Raw genomic sequence first — 19,837 nt, 5'->3', positions numbered from 1 at the left:
CCCGTGTTGGTCGATGATTTCAATATGAAGTATAGGGTTGAGGCGGATGAACATTATGCAGGGATGATTAATGTGTTTGTAGATGTCGAGCAAGAAAGCAAGCAGGGAAAAAAATTGCGAAAAGCCTTTATTCAGAAATTTGGTGACGGAGATGCGGATGCCAATTATCAAATTTTGATTTTAACTGAAGACGAAAGTGTTATTGCAAGGGTTTCATTACCTGAATTATAAAAGGAAGGGGCAGTCTGTTGCCCTTCCTTTTTGTTATTGTCTTTTTAATTGAATTTAAACTAACCTGCCCCGTTTGTTTAAGTGAAGATCTTCACAATTTTGATTTTATATTTTAACAAAATATCTCCCATAGTATTGAACACGTTCCTCCATAATCTGGCCCGATTGTTGAAAAATAGTAGGGTGGATATGTAAAAGCATTCTTACTTAGTAAGAATGCTTTTATTATTTATGTAATTATTCTTCTTGGTGGTGACATTTTAATTGGTGAACCGATTTTAAGATGATCAGCTGCGTCAGGTAAAAATTCATCACAAAAATAATTATGATAGTTTGCTATCCATGAATACTTTTTTAGTAATTTATGATCATTTGCATAGGTAGTTAATGCACTTTCAATTTGATTGCGATGTGTCTCTAAGTGAAGTGTGACATCTTCACTGTGCCATTCTAATAAGACATATAAGTAATTTAAAAACCATTCTCCATCCATATCCTCAAGTAATACAGAATTAAAGGGATTATCAGGTTGAGGGGCATATTGTATGTATTCATGCACTTTTTCTATACTTTTTTCACTTAGGATAATTCTAGGATAAACAGCTACTTGTGATTCTAGTTTATATGCCGTAATCAATTCCGGGCCGAAAACGGTTTCTTCATCCATAAAATGAGGACCAATACTTACTCCGCCTCGAGTAAAAAAGCCATTAAGCGCTAACGAAAATTGATATTCTAATAGGTTAAGGAAAGTGGTTCCTAATTCTCCCTCTCCATCTCCATCTTCATGAATAGGCCATCCAATTACTACGTTGTCAGTAAAAACTTTAACTTTTGCTAGTGGCAATTGATCGGTCATAGTACGTCGAGCGTTTTTTAATGAAGTATGTATTTGATTTAAAAATTCATTACCTGTACCATTGGTAAACGCTCTGATACCCAATTGCGAAAATCCTAATACATCAATAAAAGTAACAACTGAAGGAATTAATCTGGGATTACTTGAATCATACTCTATTGGCAAAATATTCTACCTCCTTTATATATTTGTATTATACGCCTAAATAATATAAATATATAATGGTACTTGATAATACTTAATAAATTAATTAAGATATAACTATATTTATTGTTTAATTGATTCCGTTTATTCCCACACCTTATGCGTTGTGGTTGAGTTGTAGAAGCAAGTTGCGTCTTGTTTCAATTGTGAAAGGGCTTCTTTGAGCCGATTAGTGTATATATAGCTTATTTTGCTATGCACATTATTAATCGACTTGAAGAAGCCCTTTTTATGTTGTTTTCAAGTCTGTTTGATTGGTAAAACCCATTATCACATTGGGCAAAAATTATTATTTAGGGGGATTTTTAATGAAACTGAGTTATGAAGTATCCATATTTTGTTCTGCACATCCAAAGGATTTTATACCAAGTTTGCGTGCATTACGAATGAGAGTTACAAAAGAAGGAGCATTTTGGGAACGAGATTGTTATCAGTTTTCAATTAAACCATCAAACTTGTCACAGCGAGCAGCAAAACAAGCAGGGGAAATCTATTTGTATCATGTCTATTTCAATGGATGTATACGAGATTTCCTTTTTTTATTGGAAAAGTGTTTTAGAGGGACGAGTTTTCGTTTTACTGCAATCCGTGGTTTTTTAGATGTAGAAGGGTATTCACTTAAGAAGTGGAAAACGATTCTGCGTAGCCATCATGTAAAGCCTTCAGATGTAGATTGTATTTTTAAGAAAGATGATCTTACAATGCTTGTTCATCATCATGGATGTTTAGAAGTGGTTAAGCGTGCGGAGAAAGGCGAACAATTAAAAAAAGTAAACTTTCTAAAGGTAGATAGCTGGTTACAATCACTTAATCCAACAAAAGAGGATTTATTCTCTTTAACAGGTGTAAGTGTATCGTAATGAATGATTTACAAAACCATATGGAAGTATGCAGACAGAGGGAATGACAGAAATCCGTAGTGGAAAATTACTATGAATTTCTGTCTTTTTATTTTATTGAGGAGGATTAGAGTATGAATTTATTTGAAATGTTTGATTTAGAGGTAGGAGAAAACGTAATGGTACAAGATGTGAGAACAGATAAACAAGTTCGCAATCGATACAGTTATGATGTCGGTGAGAAATTAGTTGGAGCTAAGAAAGAGTTACGAGCCTTAAAAGAATCATTTTTAGTATCTTTTTCCTTAGAAATTTTAGCAGAAATTGAAAAAGAATCTGCAACAGAGGCGCTAAATGCATTAGATCGAAATACACTGATATCATTTTCTTTTGAACAAGAAAAAGAAAATGATATCCCGCCACATGTTGCAAAGTTAAAGCAATTACTGGTAGGTAGGATAAATAAGAAGCCAATTGTAGATACACCGACTGCAAGGAAATTGTATGTTCAAGCATGTAGAAGAATATGGAATGATATACAGTCAGTACATACCTCAGAACAATGGGTAGACCTTGTTGTTTCTTATGGTATGGAAATGAGCAACGGTTGGTCTGCATTTAGAAAAAATAAGAGTGTTACATACACATTTAAAAGAATGGTGGAAGAATATTTTGATGAATTTGTTGATGCAGATGGTATGGAGTTATTGATATTAGGAAAGAAATTCATATCACTTTGTACAAATTCTAAAAGTATTAATTCTACGTATCATCGTGTATCAAATGAACTAACATGGAATGATTTACTTACGAAAAAGGTTACGACTCGTAAGAAATCCGCAGCTGCTTGGAGTAGGAAACTACCAGATACCCTGCAAAGAAAAGGACCAGGAGTAGAACTTGCTACCAAACCTGAGGACGTAGTTGCTATGTTTGGTTTAAAGGGAATGCAATTTGGGCATTATTGCACCGAGCAATATGCGAAAGAGCATATTGGGCATGTATCTGAAGCGTTACATGATTTAGCTCGTATATTGGGGATTCCACCTGAATATATAGGGCTAGGAGGACGCTTAGGACTTGCGATTGGTGCGAGAGGAAGCGGCAATGCATTAGCACATTATGAACCTTCTACCAAAGTAATTAATTTAACTCGTGATAATGGAGTTGGAGCATTGTGTCATGAATGGAGCCATGCATTGGATCATTTCTTGTATGATTGTAGTCATGATTTTCAAAACGGTAGCTTTGCTTTCCTATCAAGTGGGAAGAGTGTCGGGAATATCTTGCCTGCTATTATCAAGGAAAGGATGCAAGATGTGCTAGATGCTTGTAAACAAGGAAAAGTGGCCAGAGTAATAAACGTGGAAAACGCCTACAGTAGAAAGTGGTATTTCTATGGTGGTGTTATCGATAGTTATGATGTATTTAAAGGGAATGTTTCAAATATTTTAGAATCACATCATGCAAGTTTGTACAGGAAACTTGATACTTTGTTAGGAGCAGCAAAAACGCGTATGGAACGTAAAACTGAAAAGGAATTTGAGCGAACTGCACAAATGCTAGCTGCTTTCCATTATAAAAAAACAGGGAAAAAATTTGATGAAATATCCTATCAAGCGAAAGGGTCTGTATACTTTGATACAGCAATTAAGTTAGATAAGAAGAGAACCAAAAAGTATTGGTCTACAAATCATGAGATGTTTGCTAGAGCATTTGAAGCATATGTAGAATCGGCTTTGTTAGATCAAGAACATAGAAGCGATTATTTAGTTTGTGATACACATTCTTTTGTATATCCATTAGGTGAGCAAAGAGAATATCTAAATAGAAGTATAAAGAGTTTAATGGAAGTGGCAGTTCCATATATAATAAACAGTATACAAGGAGTGGGAAATAATGAATTATAACATACAAAAAGGACAGTTTCGTTTAACAAGTGCTTATCCAAGAGGGAGCTGGTGGGAATTTTACCGTGTTACGTGTCCGATTTGTCATGATACAGGTAATTGCATGCTGCATGTTTCGCAAGAGAAGGTAGCATGTACACGTGTAGAAAGTAAATGGATTTACGGAAAAAACACGGGTAACCCAAGCTACATTCACTACATAAATGGAAAAGATAAGTATCAATTGCCTGAGGCGGATGAAATTCAGATTCATGATAAGAAAAGTAATGAGGAATTAGATGTGTTTAATCGTAAATTAATGGATTTCATACCATTACAGGAGCATCATCATACACATTTATTACGAGATAGAAAAATGACTGAAGAACAAATACAAGTTCGTCAATATCGTTCTTTCTTAAAACAACAAATTGTGTTAGAGGAGGATAATACGTATACGACTGTTTGGGAGCAGCTATTTAAACAGATGGGGAATAAAAACTGTTGGCAAGGTGTTCCAGGCTTTTATGAGATGAGGAAAGGTCAACTTTCTCTTCGTTTGATGTCAGGATCTCCTGGTATATTGATTCCTTTTCGAAACCAGTGCAATCAAATTGTTGGATGGCAGGTTCGTGTGGATGAAGTGAAGAACTCCGTTCATTTGAAATTGGCACCTACTGGAGTTCAAGCGGAATTAATTGAACAACCTAATGTTGTAAAGATAACTAAGAATGGTGATTGTATCTTTGAAGGCGAACTAGAAGTGAGCAAAAAAGTAGAGATTCCATTCCGAGAGGAAAGAATTGTTGTAAAGATTCATAAAGGACAAAAATACCTATGGCTCTCATCAGCAAACAAAAATCAAGGAACTGGTGCAGGAGGTAGTGAAAATCCACTTCCTGTACACGTAGCGGTACCGAGTTCTCATTTAAAACATTGGAATTCTGGTACATTGCATCAAACTAAATCAGTAATGATCACAGAAGGACCCATGAAAGCTGATTTGATTGCTGATTTGATTCCAGAGCGATTTAATAAAGCAGAACTTATTGAAGTAGGAACGACGGTTCTTGCGATTCCTGGTGTAAACGCTTGGCGAATTACTATGCCTGTATTAAAGGATATGGGCGTAGAAAATGTCTATTTAGCGTTTGATGCGGATTTAGTAGAGAATCAAAAAGTAAGGAAAGCTCTTATAGACTTTGCGACAGAGTTAAAGCGAGTGGGTTATAACGTAGTTATTGCAGCGTGGAATCCAACGCAAGGGAAAGGACTGGATGATGCTATGCAAGCATTTTTCAAGCCAGTTTTCCGCACAATATAATAAATCGTAAAATTTCAGCTAGGGGATTTTATATAAAAGAAAGGCGTGTATGAAGTACATGAATCTTATGCAACAATTAATGGACGTAGACAAAAAAGCTAGGGAACAAGAAAGAAGGGAACTCATTCAACGATTTTATAATGAGGGGGTTTCTATTACGACAATTGCAAATGCGACAAATATGTGTGAAGAGGACATTTCATATATAGTAAACAACTAGTAGTTGCATTTGGTGAGATAAATAGAAGGAGAAAAAGATAGAATTGTACTTCTATCTTTTTTCTGTTTTTAAATAAAAATTGCAAAAGTAGAAAGGTAGAGGGAAAATATGAGTATATATGTAAAAAAAAATCTAGTGAATTTACGAGTTGATTTTGCTTTTAAGCGTTTATTTGGAGTGGAAGGGAACGAGGATATATTAATTGGGTTTCTTAATGCGGTGCTACAATCTTCTCTAGATGAGAAAATTATTTCTTTGCATTTAGATGACCCACACCTTCCAAGAGAGCAAAAAGATGATAAATTGTCTATTTTAGATTTGCGAGCCACTCTTAATAATGGTATAAAATTAAATATAGAGATACAGGTTCGAGACAAAAAAGATATGATTAAGCGTTCTCTGTTCTACTGGTCAGGTATGTATTATTCTCAGATGACTCAAGGAATGAAATACACGGAATTAAGACCGACAATTTGCATTAATATAGTGGATTTCATTTTGTTTCCTGAAGAAGAAGATTTTCATAATATTGGTGTAGTCATGAACAAAAAATCAAAACACGTACTTACGGAGAATATGCAATTGCACTTTCTTGAGATTCCAAAAGTAATTCGAGAATGGCAAGAAGATCGAATGGATCCATGGGATGATATATTAGCACGTTGGCTACTATTATTTCCTGCATATGAAGATGAGAAATTAACTACAATCCTGGAGGGGATCGCGATGGAAAAAGATCCAGTTTTGAAAAAGGCAATAGAGGATTGGGAGCGTCTAAGTAGCGATAAGGATTTTTTACGCTTATATGAGGCGAGAGAAAAGGCAATAAAAGATAGAATATCTGAAATAGAAACAGCAGAGGAAAAAGCTGCAGAAATAGCCACAAAAAAAGCCACAGAAGAAACTAGAATTGCAACTAAGATAGAGATAATTCACAATTTGATTAAAATGGGGTTGCCTATAGAACAAATTGCGAAAGCTGCTGATTTAAGTGTGGAAGAGGTTAATGAAATTTTAAAAAATAAATAGGTGAAAGTGAGAAAAACAGGTAATTGCGTCAGTTCACATGCAATTGCCTGTTTTTTTATTTTTTTCCATTGTAATTATTATTTCGAATAGAATTTTAGCGTATAGACCTTTATTATAATCTATCTTTTAAAAAAATTTAAAAGATAGAAAAAAGGAATATATTGCATGTTTTAATTTATAGAATTAAAATATAAAGATATAGATTTACATTGAACTTCTGTAATGAGTCTAGCACATTAGTTTAGATGAAGTAGTGAGTGTACTCAAGTATTATATTGAGGGGAAATAATCATATAAACGTAATTTGAATGAAGGAGATAATTTATGAAACTTAAACAGACGGTATTAGCAGGCAGTATTATGTTAGCAACAACATTAACACCAATGATAGATGCGCAGGCAGAAGGAAAAAAGTTTAATGATGTTCCACAAGGCCATTGGTCCTTTAATGCTATTACAGATTTAGCAAATAAAAATATTATTGCAGGTTATGGAAATGGTATGTTTGGTTTTGGTGATAACATAACTCGTGGTCAAGTAGCTAGAATGATTTATGCTTACTTGAAGCCTGCAGACGACCCTAATATTAAAAATCCGTTTACTGATGTCAAAGGGCATATGTTTGAAAAAGAAATCTTAACTCTTACTAAAGTTGGTATTATGAATGGCTATGGTGATGGGAAATTTGGACCTGATAATATCTTAACACGTGAGCAGTTAGCTACTGTGATAACAAAAGCCTTTAATTTAAAAGCGACAGCAACTACTACATTTAAAGATGTGGAAAAAAACTATTGGGCTACGAATGCTATCAGTGCATTACAAGAAAATAAAATTGCTGCTGGTACAGGAAATAATATGTTTGAGCCAAAGCAGGTTGTAACACGTGAGCAATATGCGCAATTTTTATACAGTGCAATTAATTTGAATGAGAAACCAACAACGGTACCAGAGAAGCCAGATAAAGAGAATAACGGCGGTGCAACAACAGAGCAGGAAAAACCAGATAAAGAGAATAATGACGGTGCAACAACAGAGCAGGAAAAACCAGATAAAGAGAATAATGGCGGTGCAACAACAGAGCAAGAGAATCCTAATAAAAATAATGATAATGGGACAACTAATCAAGAAGATATTGCACCACCTAAGCTAAATAAAGTAGAAATAGACAAAAAGACATACCAAGCGGGAGAAAGTGTACAAGTAAGCGTAGAAGCTGAAGATGATGTTTCTGGCGTGAAGTCTGTGTTTATAACTATACAAGGTCCTGAAGGAGAGGACATGAAACAGCATGCAAATTATGATGCTCAAACAAAAAGATGGGTTGCAAATATTCCACTAAGTCCATATGCACAACCTGGAGAATATATAGTAGATAAGATTCTTTTAGAGGATAATGCTAATCATTATAAAGTATATCAGGACAAAGTAGATTTTAATGTGGATTTCATGGTCGGAAATGATTTAGGATCTGATCAACAACCACCTAAGCTAAATAAAGTAGAAATAGACAAAAAGACATACCAAGCGGGAGAGAGTGTACAAGTAAGTGTAGAAGCTGAAGATGACGTTTCTGGCGTGAAGTCTGTGTTTATAACTATACAAGGTCCTGGAGGAGAGGACATGAAACAGCATGCAAATTATGATGCTCAAACAAAAAGATGGGTTGCAAATATTCCACTAAGTTCATATGCACAACCTGGAGAATATATAGTAGATAAGATCCTTTTAGAGGATAATGCTAATCATTATAAAGTATATCAGGACAAAGTAGATTTTAATGTGGATTTCATGGTCAGAAATGATTTAGGATCTGATCAACAACCACCTAAGCTAAATAAAGTAGAAATAGACAAAAAGACATACCAAGCGGGAGAAAGTGTACAAGTAAGTGTAGAAGCTGAAGATGACGTTTCTGGCGTGAAGTCTGTGTTTATAACTATACAAGGTCCTGGAGGAGAGGACATGAAACAGCATGCAAATTATGATGCTCAAACAAAAAGATGGGTTGCAAATATTCCACTAAGTTCATATGCACAACCTGGAGAATATATAGTAGATAAGATCCTTTTAGAGGATAATGCCAATCATTATAAAGTATATCAAGGTGGGCAGGACTTTAATATTTTCTTTAATATTACAAAAAAATAATATACCTTAATAATTTTGTAGTCTGATATAAATTTCTCTCTTTTCTTTGTTGTAAGTATAAGTAACCTATTAGATAGAAGGATATCCATTATTTAATGGATTAGATTCAATCTGATAGGTTAATTTTTTATAATTATCAATATACTGAATTAAGTGTATAAAGGAAGCGGATAAAAAGTGGGAATAAAGTAACATCATCTACCTAATCAACACATATTAATTCATAATACACTTAATAATTATGTAATTTTTATATATCTATATGGTTTATTATTTTGTAGTAAAGGAGGCTATTATACAAAAGAATGCAGAAGCCTATTATGTACATGTGTATACACTTAGAGACAAAAGTACAAACTCTATAAAAATAGAACCATCGTGCTCATTGAAAGAAGAAATGAATGTTTTAGGTCTTACGGGCAGTGATATTTTTCAAATGCAAATGATATGGTACGATCCAAATAAAGAGGCTAAAAAGTAATAAAAGGTGTAAATAAAGGGTTGTATTTTAGAAATCGCATTGCTATAATATAAAAGTAATAAGATTTAACAATAAAATAAAAAATGAATCAGTTCGCATATAAGAGAAGACCTCAATATGCGCCATGTCCTTAGGGGACGTGTGCGTATATTGGGGTCTTTTTGCGTTTTGCGAGCAAAAACACCCGGAGGTGCAGGAATTATGTTGAATTGGTTGTCTGCAAAACTTATGACAACATCAGTAGGAGATTTCTTACTGGCAAAAAATAGTTTTACGGGGGGGCTTGGTGGTAATGGCGGTAAAGGCAATGCTGCAACTGTCCAAAACAGTATGAATACCCTTGTAAAAACATTAATTGGTTTTGGTAGTATTTGGGTAGTTGCTTGTGTTGTATTCGCAGCTATTAAACTTTCTGGTGCGCAAGGGAAGAACCCTGAAAACCGTACACAAGCTATGGTTGGTTTAGCTTGTGCGGCAATTGGAGGCTTTGTCATGATCAAAGCGTACGACATCGCTGCTTGGGTTGCAACAATCTAACATAAGAGTTTGTACAAGCTCTCCTCCATTTGGGGAGAGCTTCTCTTATACAAGGGAGGAAACAATATGAGAAAAGTAACTGTTCCTGTTGACATGACTTCGGAACAAAAAACGTTGTTAGGTGTATTAAGTAAACGCCAATTGATTTATCTATTAGGTGGCGGGGCGGCTCTTTATTTATATGTACCATTTTTATGGCGGCTATTTGCACCTATTGATGCGGTAGTAGCGTTTTTTATTTGCTTAATTTTAGCAATACCAATGGTGGTAGGTGTAATAGCGTTTGCTTTTATTTATAAAGAAAAACAACACATGTATCTAGATAGATTTTTACTTATCAAGATGCGTAGCCGTTCCGAAAAAGGGAAGTGGAGAAAAGGGTACGAGCCAACTATATGGGTAAAGGAGAATGTATAGATGTTGGAAATGATATATTTTGCGGTGATAGCCATTGTAGGGTTTTTCTTTTATCGGAAAATGAACGGGAAACCGCTGTTTGGGTTTAAAAAAAAGGGGAAAAAGCAGGGCGGGGTAGAGAAACACATTGCTGAAAAAGGCGGAAAGAAAAATAGAAAGAATATGCCTCCTGAATCAGAAGTTGATGAGGATAATGTTGATTTCTTTAGCACTTTTGTAGAGGACATTAAGGAAATTGACAATCATATGATTCGGTATCATGATGACACATTTGTCCTAATCGCGGAAGCGCATCCAGTAAACTATTACTTACTTTCCAACATGGAACAAGAAGCGATTGATATCAAAATTGAATCATGGTTAACAACATTAGAGTTTAATACAAAAGTATATATCCAAAGTAAATTTGTAGATTTAACAGATCCTGTACGAAAAATGACAGAAACGATGAAAGGTGCGAAGGACCTTACACCAGAGACAGTACTATATGGTCAAGAAGTTATCGATAACTTAGAGTACTGGCAACGTTCGCAGCCTCGATATGAGCAAAAGCGTTATTTAATTTACCCATACAAGGTGGATATTAGTACGATCACAGCTGATACAGAGGAAGAATTGGAAGAAAAGATTGTAGATAAAGCGTTTAACGAATTATATCGTCGTTATAATGCTTCGCGAAATTTATTATCAAAAGCAAAAATTAATGTAGAAATGTTAACGAAAGATAAATTGATAGAACTCTTATACGTAGCGTTTAATCGTCGTAAAGCTGTGAAAGCACGTTTCCAAGATTTAATTGAAAATGAAAACTTCTCTCTGTATTCAACAGGTGAAACAAATGAGAGAAAACTAGAGTTAATAAAGAAAGTTCTAGCAAAAGAAAAAGCTGAAAAATCAAATAATGGGGTGGCGTAAATATGAAGTTGTTTGGAAAGAAGAAAAAAGAAAAAAAGAAATTAGAAGCAGAAAAAACAGATGAATTAGAGCTAGAGGAGGAAGAGCAGGAGCAAGAAGAAGTGTCTACTCAATTAGACAATCAAACAACAGTGTTTGATGTTATTGCTCCTGAAGGAATGAAAATTGATGCAGAAGACTATGGGGTGATTAAGCAGTCTTTAGGAAGTAATACCTTCTTCCGTCCGTTTTATATTCCACGTGATGGATACCCTCGTATGATGCAAACCAATTGGTTGAACATGTTAACTTCAGCTGGGGAAGTCGATGTCATGATTGATATTCATAAAGAGCCAAAAGCGAAAGCGATGCGATCGTTAGATATGCAGCTAACGATGTTACGTTCGAACCTTTCTTTCCAACGCACAAGAGGAAACATTGACCAAGAAAAAGACTTAGATGCAAAAATTCAAGATACAAACAATTTAATGGATGAAATTCAATTTAATGAGAATGACTCCTATATGGTGAGTACGGTGGGGGTTGCGTATGCTGATTCAAAGAAAGAATTAGACGTTTTATGTGAGTATCTTGAGGATGAAATGCAAGCATCACACTTTAAGATAGCAAGTACTTGGAATCGTGTGAAAAGTGGTTTGAAAGCGGTTATGCCACTAGGTGCACCAAACACTTTGCAAGATACATATCGAAATATTGATAGACGTGCCTTATGTACATTTGCACCATTTGTATCAGGTTCAGGACGATTTAATGGTGGTGTGCCAATTGGTAAGAATAAAATTACTGGCCAAATTGAATTTTTAAATTCATTTGGTAGTGGCGATTATCGTCCACCAAACTACAACATGGGTGTGACAGGTATTTCGGGTTCAGGAAAAAGTTTATATCTTAAAATGAAACTCGCTCGTGAGACGTCTCTTGCAGATACTCATGCGATGATTATTGATCCTGAGGGAGAATTCGTAAAAATTACGAAACGTTTAGGCGGTATTAATTTAAATATTTCACCAGAGAGTAATATCATTATCAACCCTTGCGCGATTGCTGTAACAGAACTTCCGATTACCGATAAAGATGAAGAGTTAGAAGCACTAGAACAATATGATAAGAAAGAACTGGTAGAACGTAATGGTGTGAAATATGTAAGATTCGTACCGATTCTAGAAAAGATTAATGAGCTACTTGGATTCTTTGACATTATTATCCGAGGACAAGACTTTGATCAACCAGGATTAAATGTGTTCCAGCGTACCATGCTAGAAGACGCAATTCGTGAAGTATTTGATCAACATGGGATTACGTCACATCCCACTTCTTTATATACGGATGAGGTAAAGAAGGTAGATGGTCAATTAATCCAGTCTCAAGTCAGAAAACCAGAGCCAGAGCTACAAGAAATCTATGATGCATTAGTAGAGCATCATGGGGAAGATGTGAAAGCGGAAGAGTTAATTGCCGCTATTCGTCCATTCTTACGAGATGGTTCCAAACCGCTATTTGATGGGCAAAGTAACTTTGGCCGTGGTGTAGAAACGCAATTAAATGAATCACGTGTTGTTAACTTTAATATTAGCCATTTAGAGGAAGGGTTCTTAAAACCAATTGCCTTCCACGTTATCTTGAACTATATCTGGGAGCATTGGATTAAGAGCCCGGAGCACGCTGTAAAAAGAAAAGTACTGTATGTGGATGAGATGTGGCAGTTTATCGATTATGAACAAACGGTTAACTTCCTAGAAAAAGTAGCACGTCGTTCTCGTAAGAGAAATGCAGGTATGTGTTGGGCAAGTCAGGACTTTGTTCGTATTTTAGAAAATGTAAAAGCGCGTGGTATCTTGCAATCTACTTTCTCTTATTTCTTCTTAGAACAAAACAAAATAGATAAGAAGAAAATAGAAGAAAACTTCAACTTAACAGCTGGGGAGCTCGATATTATCTTAAATAACCCAGGAAAAGGAGAAGGAATCTTCCGTGTAGGGGATAGTTCGGTTTGGATTCAAACAGATCCATCTGAAAAAGAAATGATGTTCATTGAATCGAATGAAGCCGTACTACAAGAGCTTTTAAATAATATGAAGCAAGTACAAGGGTACGCAGGGTAATAGCGTACCTTTGAAAAGGAAGGTGAAATTATGCTTGAGAAAATAGTAGAGTGGGTCGGAGGTCTAATTATTGTTTTAGTGAAGGCTTTTCTTGGTCCGGTTTATGCGACTTTAGATCCTCTTCCAGTCTTAGTGTTTGGGGGGAATGGGACAGAAGGAAAAGGGACAAATTTAGATTTCTTATTTTCGGGAGATTCCCTAACCAAAGTATTAGACACAGGTATGCCTGTCATGTTTAAGCTTGTTGCTTTTTGTGTCCTCATCAGTGTAGTGATTACAGCAGCAAAATATTCAGCGACAGCTATTAATCCGAATAATCGAACGGCATTAATAGAGTATGCGAAAGATTTAATGATTATCTCGATTTGTCTTTGGCATTTGGATTACTTCTATACTCTTATATTTGATATCAATTCGTGGGTAATAGTAGAGTTCCGAGATGCTATCAATGGAGTAAGTGGTGGGAATTTTGACCCGGATAAGGGTACTAAATTTCTACAGCCTGGATTTGGTGGGGCTGGACTTACAATTACTGAGCTGAGTCTGAAAGGTCATGAAAACGACTATATGTTTATTATATTTGGTTTGTTTATAGAGGCTGGTCTCATCATCTGGGCAAACTTTTACTATTTAATGCGTGCGGTGTCACTATATGTCTTAATGTTAATGGGTCCTTTAATGGTAGGTATGTGGCTGTTCCCACAAAAGAAACAACAGACATTATATTGGATACGTGAATTTATGGGGGCAGTGTTCATACAAGCGATTCATGCAATTACTTTATGGCTCATTATTTCTTTAATTGGAGCAGCAAATAGTCCGTTACTCAAATTAATGTTACTTGCTATGTTTATCCCAATAGGTGAGATTGTGAAAAGTTTTATTGGTCTTAGTACCAATGCATCAGGTGGTATTCATAAAGCGGGTACGATGATGGGTATGGGGGCCTTAGCAAGTGTGGCTGGGCTGGTTAAAGGTGTTCGTGATGACTACCGTAATTCGAAAGCGAAACCTAATGATAAAGGGAATAAAGAAGAGACAAAAGAAGATGCTGACAATCCCAAAAATGCATTGGGAGCGAATTTAGGAACAGATATTGGTACAACATCTCGTGCAGCTCGTATGTTAAAAGCAGGGCAAATTGGAAGTTCAATTGGTAAAGCGGCTGGTGGACTTGCAGGTATGGCCGCAGGAGCTGGGCTTGGACCAGAAGGAATGGCAATAGGGACAATGGTTGGTAGTAAAGCGGGTGGAATTACTGGTGCAGTGGCTGGTAGAACTGCTGCTACAGTAGGCGAAGGAGCTGTAGCCTTAGGAAAACATATTGGTTCAAGTGTGAAGAAGGGTACAGATACTTATAATGGGTTAAATAGTGAATCTTATCCAGAACTAACGGATGAAGATATCGCACAGGATTTAGCTACAAAAGATTTTGAATCTTGGAAAGCGGATAATTCGGATTCTGCAGTTGCTAGTCGATTAAAACAAGCATTCCCTGGTGCTTCTGATGCAGAGATTGCTAAAAAAGTAGCAAAGACAAATAGCGATCAAATGTCTCATTTCAAAAATCAGCGTAAACAAGATTTGCAAAATATGAAGAAAAACGCTACACCATATGGAAATGCTAGAGATTTAGTCAATGCTGCGACTAACGCATTCCAAAAGGGATATGAGGCAGATCATAAAGACGCGTTTATGAGTCAACTGCCAGAAAATATGTCGGCGGAAGAAAAAGAGAAAAAATGGAACGGCCATCTTAATTCAAAAGTACAAGGGTTTAGAAATCATGCAGAACAAGCGGCAATAAAAGCGGGGGCTATGCCTGTTGATACATCTGCTTCTCAACTTGCACTTGGAAAAGCAGTTGAAGGGGTAAAGGGAGAAACACTAGAGGGTGGTCATCAAAACATGGGACAAGTAGACTCTCTTGTTGGGGCGTCCACTGCTGCATTTAAAAAGGGGTATGCTGCAGATCATAAGGCTGGATTTATGAAGCAATTTTCTGCAGGTGTACCACAACAAGAAAAAGAGGCGGCATGGAACAAGCATTTGAGTCAGGAAGTCCAAGGATTTAAAAATCATGCACAGAAAGCTGCCGAACAAGCAGGGATTGTACAACAAAAAGATGGGACTAGCTATGCCAATAAGGAAGCTTTTGCTTCTCAGTTATCACAACAATTACAAAGCAATCCAAATAAGCAAGGAAATAACTTGTTTGATAAGTCCTATGTTAATAAAGATGCTTTTGCTTCTCAACTTGCATTAGGAAAAGTCGGAAAAGCAGTTGAAGGGGTAAAAGGAGAAACGTTAGAAAGTGGCCATCAAAAGATGGGACAAGTTGGTGCTCTTGTAGGTGCTTCAACCGCTGCGTTTAAGAAAGCATATAGTGCAGATCATAAGGCTGGATTTATCAAGCAATTGCCTGCGAATTTACCACAACAAGAAAAAGAAGCTGCATGGAACAAGCATTTAGGCCACAAAGTACAAGGGTTCGAAAATTATGCCCAAAAAGCTGTAGAGCAAGCAGGTATTGTTCAGCAAAAAGATGGAACAAAATTTGCGAATAAGGAAGCATTCGCTTCTCATTTATCACAACAGTTACAAAATAATCCAAACTTAAATGCAATGGGTGTATCCAGCACTGCGGGCATTCAAAAGGCAGTCAATGGCGTGAAAACACATGGTTTGACAAGTGGATATGGAAGCCAGAATGCAAAACAAGTAAGTAATGTTGGGAACCTGGTACAAGCTTCTACGGAATCCTTTAAACAAGGGTATGCAGGAGAGAACAGGGCAAACTTTATGAAAAACTTGTCTCCAACCATGGCTCAACCGCAAAAAGAGCAAGCTTGGCAGACACATCTAAACCAAAAAGGAAGTGAATTTAAAGCAGTAGCCCAGCAAGCAGCAGTACAAACTGGAGCGATGCCAGTACAAGCAAAAGATACGAGTGGTAAGAGTCTACATGCCCAGTCGTATATCAATAAGGATGCTTTTGCTTCGCAATTAACGAAAGGTTTACAGAGTCATGCAACCCTTGGAACAGTGAGCCAACAAGTAAGCTCTGGGATTACAAGTTCTATTCAAGGAGTTAGATCACACGGTGTTGCTGCAGGTGGTGCAATCAATAAAGCTGTGTATGCAGCTACACAAACGCAAGCGAGTATGGCGCGTGCAGGAAATCTTTCCGTTTCTGAAATTCAACGTTCGTATGCAGATGCGTCTGCAGGTGTAGCAAGTATTGCACAAAGTGCTGGCAAAATGTCTATCCCCACTTCAGCTGTGGGACGTATGACACAGCAAAGTACGAAGATTGGCATGAGTGTGATGGAAGGTGTCAAACATTTTATGCCTACAAATGCACTAGAGAATGTTTCAAAAGCATACTTTAATGCGTCAGATACTGTTCAGCAGGCAGGAGGGAATGCAGTACAAAAAGCGATAAGTGGAAGTGCAGCCGCTGTTCATACTTCATTAGGAGGTAACGCGGCAGAACGCCATTACAATGTCACAAAAGGATTAAGCTATGCTGCTGGTGTGATTGGTGGCGCAGGTGCTTACCAAGCAGCTGCACGTACGGTAAGTAAATATAACCCGTACAATAAAGCAGTTCAAACTGAAGCAAAAGAGATTCAGGAGATTCAGAGAATGGTACCAACGACAATAGACCATACAGGAACGCAATCTGTTGCCAAAGGCGCTGTACGTCTAGTTACAACGAATAATAAGTCATGGATTGAAGCAAAAGATTCCAGTGGAATGACACAGGTTGTATCTCGTTATGGTAGTGGAGATAGTAGTATTCGTTCTGGACAAATGGTATATCAAGATTTAAATATTGCAGACGGGCAGTTGACACAGTACCGAAATGGTATGAAAGCTTCTCCAGCATATATACAAGATTCAAGTGGTGGGAAAATTAGTATAAATCGCTCGATTAATACGAATCCAAATCAATTGGTAGGAAATCAAAATCCAAGACCAATACAACAAAAACCAGTGATAAGTGAACCACCACTTACTGTGAGTCATAAGGTAGACAATGGCCACTTCTATATGTCTGACTTAGATCAAGGTGGATATAAGAATGTACAAATGGTCGTAGAAAGAGACCGTAGTTATATGGTGGCTACCACAACAGAAGGTACAGTTTCACGTATCTCACCATTTGGAAAAGGAGATACACGTTTACAAACAAACCAAAGAATTGAAAGAAATTGTGAAGTAAAAGATAGCAGTATTAAACCAAAAGAAGAAATTTTGGTTACACATACACAGGACGAAGTAGTACGTGCAGAGACACAACTGAATTTATCAGAACATGACCCGCAAAATCTGATTCTATTTGCACCAAACCCGCGTTTAGCACAACGAAAAAGACGAAATGATGAGCATGGAAAGTATGGTGTGACAAGTCTATGAGTCAGAACCCAAACGATCCAAATGAACAGAAAAAAAGCAATCCCTTAAAAGATGTAGCGTCTCACTTTATCAAGAAAAAAGGGATGCAAGCTGGCGGGAAAATGGCAAAATTGGCAGGAAAAGCAGGAAAGGCGGCAGCGAAAGCTGCTGCCAAACTGCTAAAAAAGGCAACGCTTAAAATTGTAGGGTCAATATTAGCCGCGGTTGGATTACCTGCAGCTATCATTATGTCGCTGATTATTGTGGTGTGTGTCATTTTAGCATCTCTTGTACCGTTTACAAAAGATGAAAGTAAAACAGAAGAACAAGTGAAAAAGTATATGGAAGTAGCGATGGCTTTAAATGTGGATTGGAAAGAGGTTGTCGCTTTTGACATGGCGCGTTATGATAATGACCTCACCGGTAAAGATCCACATGATGCCATTTCATATTTTTTGGATATCCAATATGAAGAATATACGGAAAAAGAGGTATGCGAGGCAGGTCCAAACGGTCCTTGTGAAAAAAAGAAAAAGGAGATGCAAAAAACAAAATCTGAGAGTTACTCCGGACCAGATGTAAAAAAGATTTTAGGAGATACAGATTTTAAGAAAAAAATAGATGAGATTAATGCTAGTGGTAGTAAAAAGGTGACAACCTCTTCTCATGGGCTAGAGAAAGCGATGGAACTTGCAAAATTTAGTGAGAGTCAAAAAGATCGCGCGCGTGAGATAGTAGCTGCAGGGATGTTAGAGGGAATGTATGGACATCTAGCCCCAACTGGTGGATTTATCGGGGGCATGTGCGTAGGTTCTGTTAGTCCTGGTGGAGAGCCTGTTAATATCAATGAAAAAGTAACAGGTTATCTTCCCAAAATTAAAGAGATGGCAGAAAAACATGGTGTTGCTCAATATGTTGGTATTCTGGCAGCTCAAATGATGCAGGAATCAGCTGGAGCAGGAAATGACCCGATGCAAGCATCAGAGGGACATTATGGAGACTTGAGTCCATCTTGTATAGGTGTAAAAGGAAATGCTCGAATGGGGTGTATTACAGATCCGAATATTTCTATTGAAGCAGGAGTACAGGAATTTAAAGATGTGCTAGGACAAGCGAATGGTGACGTCGCTCTCGCCTTACAGTCATATAATTTTGGGAGTGGTTTTATTAGCTATGCATTAGCAAAAGGCGGTTATTCAGAGGAAACAGCCATTGAATTCTCAAGAAGTAAGGCACATTTAAATCCGGGTGGTTGTTCTGACCATAATAACTTCCGAACCAAAGTCGGAGCGTGCTACGGGGATTTTACATATGTTTCCAAAGTTTTGAAATATTACAAAGATTTGGGTTGTGTGGCGGATGCATCAGGCGAATGGATTTCTGATAAAGGTTGGAAATGGCCAACGAAATCAGGTCGTATTACAGATACGTTTGATGCTTTTCGTGGTGGAAAACAACATAATGCTGTTGATATTGGAGCTATGACTGCTGGAAAAGCTGGAGATCCTGTATGGTCAATGGAAGCAGGTATTGTAACAAACCAAACAGGAAATGTAAACGGTGGCGGTCTAGGTGTCTATGTAGACCATGGAAATGGTATTGTATCTCGTTACTTACATTTGAGTAAAATATCAGTTGCACCAGGAACCATGGTAACAAAAGGACAAATCATTGGGGAGATGGGCGGTTCTAACTATAATAAAGATACTGGTTTACTTAATATGAATGGATACGCTGTCCATTTAGACTTCCAGATTCGTATTAACGGCCAACCAACAGATCCAATGAAATTCTTTAAGAAAAATGATGATCCGGGATTATCATCAGGCAGTTCTCCTGTTATGACGAATGACAAAAGACAAAAGGTACTAGCAGAAGCGAAAAAATGGCTTGGACAAGGAAAAGTGAGATATGTATTAGGAGATCGTAATCCACCAGGTGGTACTTCAGATTGCTCAGGATTTACGCAGTATGTTTTTAGAACAAGTATAGGTGTACAACTTGGAGAGTGGACAGGTGCTCAAGTCGGACAAGGAAAACAAGTACCAGATATTAATCACGCCCAACCAGGGGATCTTATATTCTTTGAAAACCCAGGACATGTTGCAATTTATATGGGGAACCAGAAAATGATTCATATTGGTGATGATAAGGGTGTACAAATTACAGGTCTAAACTATACGGCAAGAGGACAACATATGACTCAAATTCGTAATGTTATAGACTGATAAAGGATGA

Annotated in this window: 13 protein-coding genes and 2 pseudogenes; 14 read left to right on the top strand and 1 reads right to left on the bottom strand. The window is 37.0% G+C overall.

All coding sequences use genetic code 11. The features are described from left to right. Window positions 1-231: pseudogene (locus I6L50_RS31275) on the top strand (hypothetical protein); the annotation flags it as partial. 229 nt (window positions 232-460) lie between these two features. Here I6L50_RS31275 and I6L50_RS31270 read toward each other — a convergent pair. Further along, window positions 461-1,255: a hypothetical protein gene (locus I6L50_RS31270; RefSeq protein WP_219304038.1), complete on the bottom strand. Its 795-nt coding sequence runs from the start codon at window positions 1,253-1,255 to the stop codon at window positions 461-463. 347 nt (window positions 1,256-1,602) lie between these two features. Between I6L50_RS31270 and I6L50_RS31265 the strand changes: the two genes are divergently transcribed. From I6L50_RS31265 to I6L50_RS31210, 13 genes and pseudogenes are all read left to right on the top strand, one after another. Beyond that, on the top strand, window positions 1,603-2,154 hold the full coding sequence (locus tag I6L50_RS31265; protein WP_219304037.1) for a hypothetical protein: 552 nt from the start codon (window positions 1,603-1,605) through the stop codon (window positions 2,152-2,154). Between the two features lie 113 nt (window positions 2,155-2,267). Further along, window positions 2,268-4,043: an LPD1 domain-containing protein gene (locus I6L50_RS31260; RefSeq protein ID WP_219304036.1), complete on the top strand. Its 1,776-nt coding sequence runs from the start codon at window positions 2,268-2,270 to the stop codon at window positions 4,041-4,043. Continuing rightward, window positions 4,033-5,346 carry a DUF3854 domain-containing protein gene (locus tag I6L50_RS31255; protein ID WP_219304035.1) on the top strand — a complete coding sequence of 438 codons (1,314 nt, stop codon included), beginning with the start codon at window positions 4,033-4,035 and terminating at the stop codon, window positions 5,344-5,346. The genes I6L50_RS31260 and I6L50_RS31255 overlap by 11 nt, the downstream gene beginning before the upstream one ends. Window positions 5,347-5,395: 49 nt before the next feature. After that, the gene (locus I6L50_RS31250) at window positions 5,396-5,566 is read left to right on the top strand and encodes a hypothetical protein (protein WP_219304062.1); all 171 of its coding nucleotides are present in this window, start codon (window positions 5,396-5,398) and stop codon (window positions 5,564-5,566) included. Window positions 5,567-5,674: 108 nt separating this feature from the next. Continuing rightward, on the top strand, window positions 5,675-6,595 hold the full coding sequence (locus tag I6L50_RS31245; protein WP_219304034.1) for an Rpn family recombination-promoting nuclease/putative transposase: 921 nt from the start codon (window positions 5,675-5,677) through the stop codon (window positions 6,593-6,595). 324 nt (window positions 6,596-6,919) lie between these two features. Further along, window positions 6,920-7,546 (top strand): annotated as a pseudogene (locus I6L50_RS35205) (S-layer homology domain-containing protein); the annotation flags it as partial. A 1,495-nt stretch (window positions 7,547-9,041) separates the two neighbouring features. Further along, complete coding sequence (locus I6L50_RS35200; protein WP_257475455.1) at window positions 9,042-9,227, top strand: hypothetical protein; 186 nt, start codon at window positions 9,042-9,044, stop codon at window positions 9,225-9,227. A gap of 117 nt (window positions 9,228-9,344) precedes the next feature. Further along, window positions 9,345-9,764: a hypothetical protein gene (locus I6L50_RS31235; protein WP_219304032.1), complete on the top strand. Its 420-nt coding sequence runs from the start codon at window positions 9,345-9,347 to the stop codon at window positions 9,762-9,764. Window positions 9,765-9,830: 66 nt separating this feature from the next. Next, on the top strand, window positions 9,831-10,181 hold the full coding sequence (locus tag I6L50_RS31230) for a PrgI family protein (RefSeq protein ID WP_113937421.1): 351 nt from the start codon (window positions 9,831-9,833) through the stop codon (window positions 10,179-10,181). Then, window positions 10,182-11,096: a hypothetical protein gene (locus I6L50_RS31225; protein ID WP_219304031.1), complete on the top strand. Its 915-nt coding sequence runs from the start codon at window positions 10,182-10,184 to the stop codon at window positions 11,094-11,096. 2 nt (window positions 11,097-11,098) lie between these two features. After that, the gene (locus tag I6L50_RS31220; RefSeq protein WP_219304030.1) at window positions 11,099-13,198 is read left to right on the top strand and encodes a VirB4 family type IV secretion system protein; all 2,100 of its coding nucleotides are present in this window, start codon (window positions 11,099-11,101) and stop codon (window positions 13,196-13,198) included. Window positions 13,199-13,228: 30 nt separating this feature from the next. Further along, window positions 13,229-17,620, top strand: coding sequence for a type IV secretion system protein (locus I6L50_RS31215; protein ID WP_219304029.1), 4,392 nt, complete (start codon window positions 13,229-13,231; stop codon window positions 17,618-17,620). Further along, window positions 17,617-19,827: a lysozyme family protein gene (locus I6L50_RS31210; RefSeq protein ID WP_219304028.1), complete on the top strand. Its 2,211-nt coding sequence runs from the start codon at window positions 17,617-17,619 to the stop codon at window positions 19,825-19,827. The genes I6L50_RS31215 and I6L50_RS31210 overlap by 4 nt, the downstream gene beginning before the upstream one ends. Window positions 19,828-19,837 lie beyond the last annotated feature (10 nt).

The organism is Bacillus sp. FDAARGOS_1420, assembly GCF_019344915.1.
In the GTDB taxonomy this organism is placed as follows: Bacteria; Bacillota; Bacilli; order Bacillales; family Bacillaceae_G; genus Bacillus_A; species Bacillus_A mycoides.
Note: the sequence above shows the minus strand (reverse complement) of the source record. Positions and strands in the feature narration are given on the sequence as shown.

What these genes read in the sequence shown, in the direction of transcription:
- I6L50_RS31215 (WP_219304029.1), top strand. Translation starts at nt 13,229, where the DNA reads ATGCTTGAGAAAATAGTAGAGTGGGTCGGAGGTCTAATTATTGTTTTA.
- I6L50_RS31245 (WP_219304034.1), top strand. Translation starts at nt 5,675, where the DNA reads ATGAGTATATATGTAAAAAAAAATCTAGTGAATTTACGAGTTGATTTT.
- I6L50_RS31220 (WP_219304030.1), top strand. Translation starts at nt 11,099, where the DNA reads ATGAAGTTGTTTGGAAAGAAGAAAAAAGAAAAAAAGAAATTAGAAGCA.
- I6L50_RS31250 (WP_219304062.1), top strand. Translation starts at nt 5,396, where the DNA reads ATGAAGTACATGAATCTTATGCAACAATTAATGGACGTAGACAAAAAA.
- I6L50_RS31210 (WP_219304028.1), top strand. Translation starts at nt 17,617, where the DNA reads ATGAGTCAGAACCCAAACGATCCAAATGAACAGAAAAAAAGCAATCCC.
- I6L50_RS31225 (WP_219304031.1), top strand. Translation starts at nt 10,182, where the DNA reads ATGTTGGAAATGATATATTTTGCGGTGATAGCCATTGTAGGGTTTTTC.
- I6L50_RS31255 (WP_219304035.1), top strand. Translation starts at nt 4,033, where the DNA reads ATGAATTATAACATACAAAAAGGACAGTTTCGTTTAACAAGTGCTTAT.
- I6L50_RS31230 (WP_113937421.1), top strand. Translation starts at nt 9,831, where the DNA reads ATGAGAAAAGTAACTGTTCCTGTTGACATGACTTCGGAACAAAAAACG.
- I6L50_RS31265 (WP_219304037.1), top strand. Translation starts at nt 1,603, where the DNA reads ATGAAACTGAGTTATGAAGTATCCATATTTTGTTCTGCACATCCAAAG.
- I6L50_RS31260 (WP_219304036.1), top strand. Translation starts at nt 2,268, where the DNA reads ATGAATTTATTTGAAATGTTTGATTTAGAGGTAGGAGAAAACGTAATG.
- I6L50_RS31235 (WP_219304032.1), top strand. Translation starts at nt 9,345, where the DNA reads ATGCGCCATGTCCTTAGGGGACGTGTGCGTATATTGGGGTCTTTTTGC.